Consider the following 6,472-nt stretch of genomic DNA (forward strand, 5'->3'; position numbering starts at 1 on the left):
TAAGGTAAAGACGCCCAATTTGGGCGTCTCTACTCTCATAATAAAAACTTTGCGTCATTGCGTCTCTGCGTTTAGGCTTTTTTAACTGACTATTAACTTTATGGGAAGACACTGAAAAAACGAATGATTTTAACCTTTCATCTGTCAAAAAGCAAAAACAATTTTTCACATTTCATCGTGAAATTTGTAAATTGTGCATAATTCGTATTCGTCTATAAACTCGCAAAAATTTTCACAATATATGTGTCTGTTCAGAAAGTGCCGGTTGCAAGGCTTGCGAAGCCGCCAAAAACGCAGTTTACTTTTCGTAAATGAGTATTTTGGCGGCAAGTGTAACACAGCAAATGGTACTTTATGAACAGACACTAATTCAAACATCACTTCCTTATGATAGAAGCCATTGTCCGTTTCAGTGTCCGCCACAAACTAATGGTTTTTTTGTTTACCGCTACCGTGGCTGCTTTTGGAATTTTCTCTTTAACACGTCTGCCAATCGGGGCAACCCCTGATGTAACCAATAACCAGGTACAGGTGATCACTACATCCCGGAATCTCTCCACGCTGGATGTTGAGAAATTTCTGACTTATCCTGTAGAAATGGAAATGGCAAATTTGCCTGGTGTCCGCGAAATACGGTCGGTTTCGAAGTTTGGACTTTCTGTGGTAACCATCGTTTTTGATGAAAGCATGGGAACCTACCTCCCACGTCAGTTGATTGCCGAAAAAATTGGGTCGGCGTCTGAAAATATTCCCGAAGGATTCGGGAAGCCTTTTATGGGGCCTGTTTCTACCGGACTGGGTGAGATATATCAATATACCCTTGAAGTAAAGCCCGGTTACGAGGATCGCTATTCAGCTATGGAACTGCGTTCGATTCAGGACTGGATAGTAAGGCGTCAATTATCAGGAATAGAGGGTGTTGTTGAGGTCAATACCTGGGGGGGGCAACTGAAACAATACGAAGTGGCCATCGATCCTTCACGAATGAAGGCGATGAATGTCACATTGGAACAAATTTTCAAAGCGGTACGGGATAACAACAGTGTAGCAGGCGGCAGTTATATCGAGCGGGCAGGCCAAAGCTATTTTGTCAGGGCTGAAGGTTTGATCGAAAATCTGGAGGATATCCGGAATATCGTTGTGGGAGGTGAAAAGGGTAATCCTATTCTGGTTGATGATGTGGCAGAGGTTCGTTTCGGTCAGGCCAATCGTTTCGGGGCTATCACTGGAAACGGGGAAGGCGAAAAAGTAATGGGGCAGGTAATGATGCTGAAAGGAGCCAATCCCAAGGCAGTTATTGAGCGGGTAAAAGACAGGGTAGCCGAAGTACAGAAATCACTTCCGGAAGGTGTATACATCAATCCTTTCCTGGAACGTAGTGAACTTATCGGCCGTACAACAACCACCATTGCCGAGAACCTTATTTTGGGAGCGTTGATCGTAATTTTTGTGGTTGTACTGTTGCTGGGAAGCTGGCGTTCCGGACTGGTGGTTGCCTCCATTATTCCTTTGAGCCTGCTCTTTGCCCTTTCGTTAATGTACCTCTCCGGGGTGGATGCCAACCTGATGAGTCTCGGGGCCATCGATTTTGGTATCATTATCGACGGTGCAGTTATTATCGTTGAGTATATTAGCTATAAGATACGGGTGCGCCGAAACGGATTGTTGAAACTTTCGGAACAGGAGCGTCTCCATGCACGTGATTCTCTTTCAATCGAAGGAGCCACCAAAATGATGAAATCTGCCGTTTTTGGTCAGATCATTATTATCATAGTTCTGATTCCCATTCTGGCATTAAGTGGTGTAGAAGGTAAAATGTTCAGACCTATGGCATTGACCTTCAGTTTTGCTTTAATTGGTGCCATGATTTTCGGGTTCACTTTTGTACCCGCCGTCTCTGCGCTGTTTATTAAATCTTCATCTCTTGATAAAAGAACGATTTCCGATCGTTTGATGGATTTTCTGAGTAAACTCTATGCCCCGACCATCGATTGGGCGCTTTCTCATAAAAAGGCTGTAATTTTGATGGCGCTTGCTTTACTTGTTGGGGCAGGTTTTATTTTTAACCGGATGGGTGCTGAATTTGTTCCTACTCTGGATGAGGGAGACTTTGTGATACAACCCGTGCTGAAAACAGGAACCAGTCTTGGGGAGACCATTGAAACCATGACCCGTATTGAGAAAATTGTCAAATCTTTTCCCGAAACCCGTCAGGTAGTCAGCCGCATAGGCGCGGCCGAGGTACCTACCGATCCCATGTCGATGGAGGAGACCGATGTTATTGTTACACTAAAAAGAAAAAGCGAGTGGGTTACTGCCGGTACCAAAGATGAACTGGTTAATAAATACAAAGAAAAAATAATGAGCCGGATTCCCGGTATTGAGCTGGAATTCACACAACCTATTGAGATGCGTTTCAATGAGCTTATTACGGGTGTAAGGGCCGATTTGGCCATAAAAGTTTTTGGTGACGATTTGGATGAGCTGAATAGAAAAGGCCGGCAGATTAAAGCGTTGATGGAGGATGTTCCCGGTGCTGCCGACGTAGTACTGGAAAAAACGGCCGGACTTCCCGAAATGCTGGTCAATTATAAACGTCGAAAAATAGCATCATTGGGATTAAATATCGCGGATATTAACCGTCTGGTAAGTACTGCATTTGCCGGGGCAACAGGCGGTACTGTTTTCGAAGGGGAACGCCGTTTCGATCTTGTTGTCCGGTTCAGCGAAAATTCGCGAAAATCGTTGGAGAACCTGAGAAATCTGACGGTTGACTTACCCGGCGGCGGTCGCATTCCGTTAAAAGAGGTGGCAAACATTGAAATGACAAAAGGGCCGGCACAGATATCGAGAGACGATACCCGGAGGCGAATAGTGGTAGGAATTAATGTACGTGGGCGCGACCTTGAATCGGTAGTTGAGGATGCCCGGAAGCTAATCAGCGAGGAAGTCGATTTACTTCCCGGTTATTACGTTGAATACGGAGGACAGTTCGAGAACCTCGACAGTGCGCGGAAACGTTTGATGGTAGTGGTTCCCATCGCGCTTATCCTGATCTTTATTATGCTTCATTTTGCATTCGGGAACATTCGGCCTGCTATACTTGTTTTTTCTGCAATTCCCCTGTCAGCCGTCGGAGGAGTGTTGCTGTTGTGGTTTCGGGGTATGCCTTTTTCCATTTCGGCCGGGGTTGGTTTTATTGCGTTGTTCGGAGTATCGGTATTAAATGGTATAGTATTGATAGAACATTATTCAGAATTAAAAAAAATGGGAATGAACAATTTACGTGAGCGCGTACTTAAAGGGGCCCGTCAAAGATTAAGGCCGGTTCTGCTTACAGCTACATCAACTGCTTTTGGTTTTTTACCCATGGCATTTTCAACCGGGGCTGGTGCCGAAGTTCAGCGTCCCCTGGCTACTGTTGTTGTCGGCGGACTGGTTACTGCAACACTTTTGACGCTTGTTGTTTTGCCGGTATTGTATTGTTTGATGGAAGATAAACAAAAGCGGCGACGATTACTTATGCCCGACTGGCTGGCGGTGCTTGCTCTTTTGTTTATTCCTTTGGGGTTAGATGCCCAACAGACTCTATCGCCGGATGAAGCAGTTCGTATTGCGCTTGAGAACAATTCAGGGATTAAAGCGTCAAAGCTGAAGACAGAGGCCCTTGAAGCCATGAAGGGAACGGCATGGGATATTGACAGAACAGGGGTTTTTGTTAATTATGATGAGAATAACATCGCTGCCAATGAACATCCCATTACAGTTTGGGGCGTATCTCAGGATTTTAGATTTCCCCTGATATACCCGGCCCGGAAAAAAGAATTGGAAGCCGGTGCTGAAGTGGGACGGTGGCAACATAAAATCAATGAAAGAACCCTGACAAAGGAAGTTTTACTGGCTTATTACAATCTGGTTTGCCTGAATTGTATGGAGAAACATTTCTATAAGCTGGATTCACTTTATTCCGCTTATTCCGGTGCAGCCCGGCAACAGTTGGATGCCGGTGAGATAAAACGATTAGACCTGCTCATGGCAAGGTCTCAAAGAGATGAGGTGCACCTTGAACTGATGCGCACACGCGAGGAACAGGTAATGACTATGAACCGACTGAAAGTTTTGCTTCAGACAGAGGAAGATGTTGCAGTGACTCTTGATTCACTTCCCCGCCTTCAGTTAGATACCGCGATGAATAATCAAAGTCCTGTGTATGAATTGCAAAAAGCTTCGGAAGAGTGGACCAGACGACAATTGACCGTTGAAAAACTCAATTGGTTACCCGATATAAGTCTGGGCTATTTTCAGGGAACCAATGATTATGCAGATGCTGAGATATACAAGGGATTTGAAGTCGGACTTGCTGTTCCCTTATTTTTCGGGAGCCAGAGTTCGCGGGTTAAAGCAAGCAGGATAGAATGGGAGGCTGCCAGGGAAAAATCTGCTGAGATTCAGCAACGTCTTTACGGACGATTAAATGAGTTGAATGCCCGATTGAGAAAGCATGCACACGCACTCGATGTTTATGAAACAAGCGGTGATGAACTCGCCGGTGAAATTATGAAAACGGCCCGGAAATCTTATCAGAGCGGAGAAATCAGTATGCCGGAATATGTTACATCAGTTGACCAGGCAAGGCGTATGATGCTTGATCATCTTGAAAGCCTCCGACAGTATAATGAGACGGTATTGGAAATCAATTTTTTTACATGGTAGTTGTTATAGACAATAGTCAGTTAAAAAAATCTAAACGCGGAGACGCGATGACGCAAAGTTTTTAAATGAGTAGAGACACCCAATTTGGGCGTCTCTACCTTAACAGACATCTGTAAAAGTTTAACGGAGTATTGCACAATCAATAGATTGTTAGATTTTTAGATGTGAGATGAAATGAGCATAAACTGGGCCTGCTGAAAAACAATTAAAAGATTAATAATAAATTAATTATAGCCAATAACATCATTCAAAGTGCAAGGTTTTTCAGGTAAATCTTTCAAAAAGTCTGCACCTGTGATGATTAATTGTCAAAATATCACTGTTCAAAAGAATATATTTAGTGCGTGTCTATAAACTCGCAAAATTTTTTTGCAATATGTGTGTCTGTTCAGAAAGTTCCATTTGCAAGGCTTGCGAAGCCGCCAAAAACGGAGTTTATTTTTCGTAAATGAGTATTTTGGCGGCAAGCGTAACACAGCAAATGGTACTTTATGGACAGACACTAGATAGGTTTACCATGATAAGAATACGAATGAATGCTTGCATGCGAGTTCTATCAGACCAATAACTTAGACTAATTTTATACTGATGAAACGAACGATTCTTTTCCCGGTTTTTTTATAGCGTTGCTTTCTTCTTGCGGTGGCCCTGCCAATGAGGAGCAGGCGCCTGATGACAATTCTGACAGTGCAGAAAATGTAACGATAACACGTGAGCAATTTGAGGCTTCCGGTCTGGCTTTTTCCGCCATGAACAAAGTGGAAGCAGGAGAAAAGGTGGGGGTATCGGGTGTTGTTAAAGTTTTTCCCGATAAGCAGGCTTTGGTAACCGGTATTGTCGAAGGGCGTGTTTCGCAGGTGTTGGTTTCGGAAGGTGACTGGGTGAAAAAGGGCGACAGGTTATTGCAACTGGAAGGGCCTGCTATTGTTGAACTTCAGCAAAGGTTTGCGGAGGTTGATGCCAGATTACCTGTTCTTAAGGCTGATTTTGAGCGGCAACGGGGCTTGTTTCAGGACCAGATTGCTTCCGAAAAAGATTTTCTCGAAGCCAGGAGTCTTTACCAGTCTGCCCTGGCCAGTTGGTCCGGGTTGCAAAAGCAGCTGCATCTGATTAATGTAGATACTGAAAGAACAGGCAATGCTGACCTGGTGTCATCAGTAGTTATTACTGCACCAATAGCCGGGAATGTTACTGACATGAATGTAGTTAACGGGTTGTATGTCAGCCCCGGTACCGAACTTCTTCAAATAGCAGACCCAAAGGCTGTTTATGTGGAACTTAATGTTTTCGAAAAGGATTTTACCGGGCTCAAAACAGGGCTGAGTGTTGATATTTATCCTGCTGGAAATACATCTGGTAGTATTTCCGGAACCCTCAGGTCTATTTCCCATAAAGTGGATGATGAAAGCAGGAGTATTTCCGTTCAGGCTGAAGTAGCGGAAAATGATGGCACTCTTCTACCCGGTATGTACGTGGATGCGGTGATTCAGAAAAATCCACAACAAATGTATATTTTGCCTCGTGAAGCTGTTGTTGACCTTGAAGGGAAAACCTATGCCCTTTTGAAAATTGGAGAAAACGACACCTCTTTTCTGTTGAAAAGAGTCGAAATTAAAGCTGCTTCGCTTGAAGAAGAGCAGGTTGGCGTGGGTAATTATGAACATTTTGATCCCGATGCCCGGTTTTTAAGTAAAGGCGCTTTTACTTTGATAACTGAATAATGAAGTTAACCTGTATTATTCATAAATTATCTGTTACG

Annotated in this window: 2 protein-coding genes; both read left to right on the forward strand. The window is 43.9% G+C overall.

Features of this window, described 5'->3' with window-relative positions; translation table 11 throughout:
* Window positions 1-387 precede the first annotated feature (387 nt).
* Complete coding sequence (locus OQ5_RS0108110) at window positions 388-4,713, forward strand: CusA/CzcA family heavy metal efflux RND transporter (RefSeq protein WP_016777009.1); 4,326 nt, start codon at window positions 388-390, stop codon at window positions 4,711-4,713.
* A gap of 626 nt (window positions 4,714-5,339) precedes the next feature.
* Window positions 5,340-6,434: an efflux RND transporter periplasmic adaptor subunit gene (locus tag OQ5_RS0108115; RefSeq protein WP_016777010.1), complete on the forward strand. Its 1,095-nt coding sequence runs from the start codon at window positions 5,340-5,342 to the stop codon at window positions 6,432-6,434.
* Window positions 6,435-6,472: the final 38 nt, after the last annotated feature.

The sequence above is a fragment of the Anaerophaga thermohalophila str. Valhall genome (genome assembly GCF_000250735.1).
GTDB lineage: Bacteria > Bacteroidota > Bacteroidia > Bacteroidales > Marinilabiliaceae > Anaerophaga > Anaerophaga thermohalophila_A.

What these genes read in the sequence shown, in the direction of transcription:
- OQ5_RS0108110 (WP_016777009.1), top strand. Translation starts at nt 388, where the DNA reads ATGATAGAAGCCATTGTCCGTTTCAGTGTCCGCCACAAACTAATGGTT.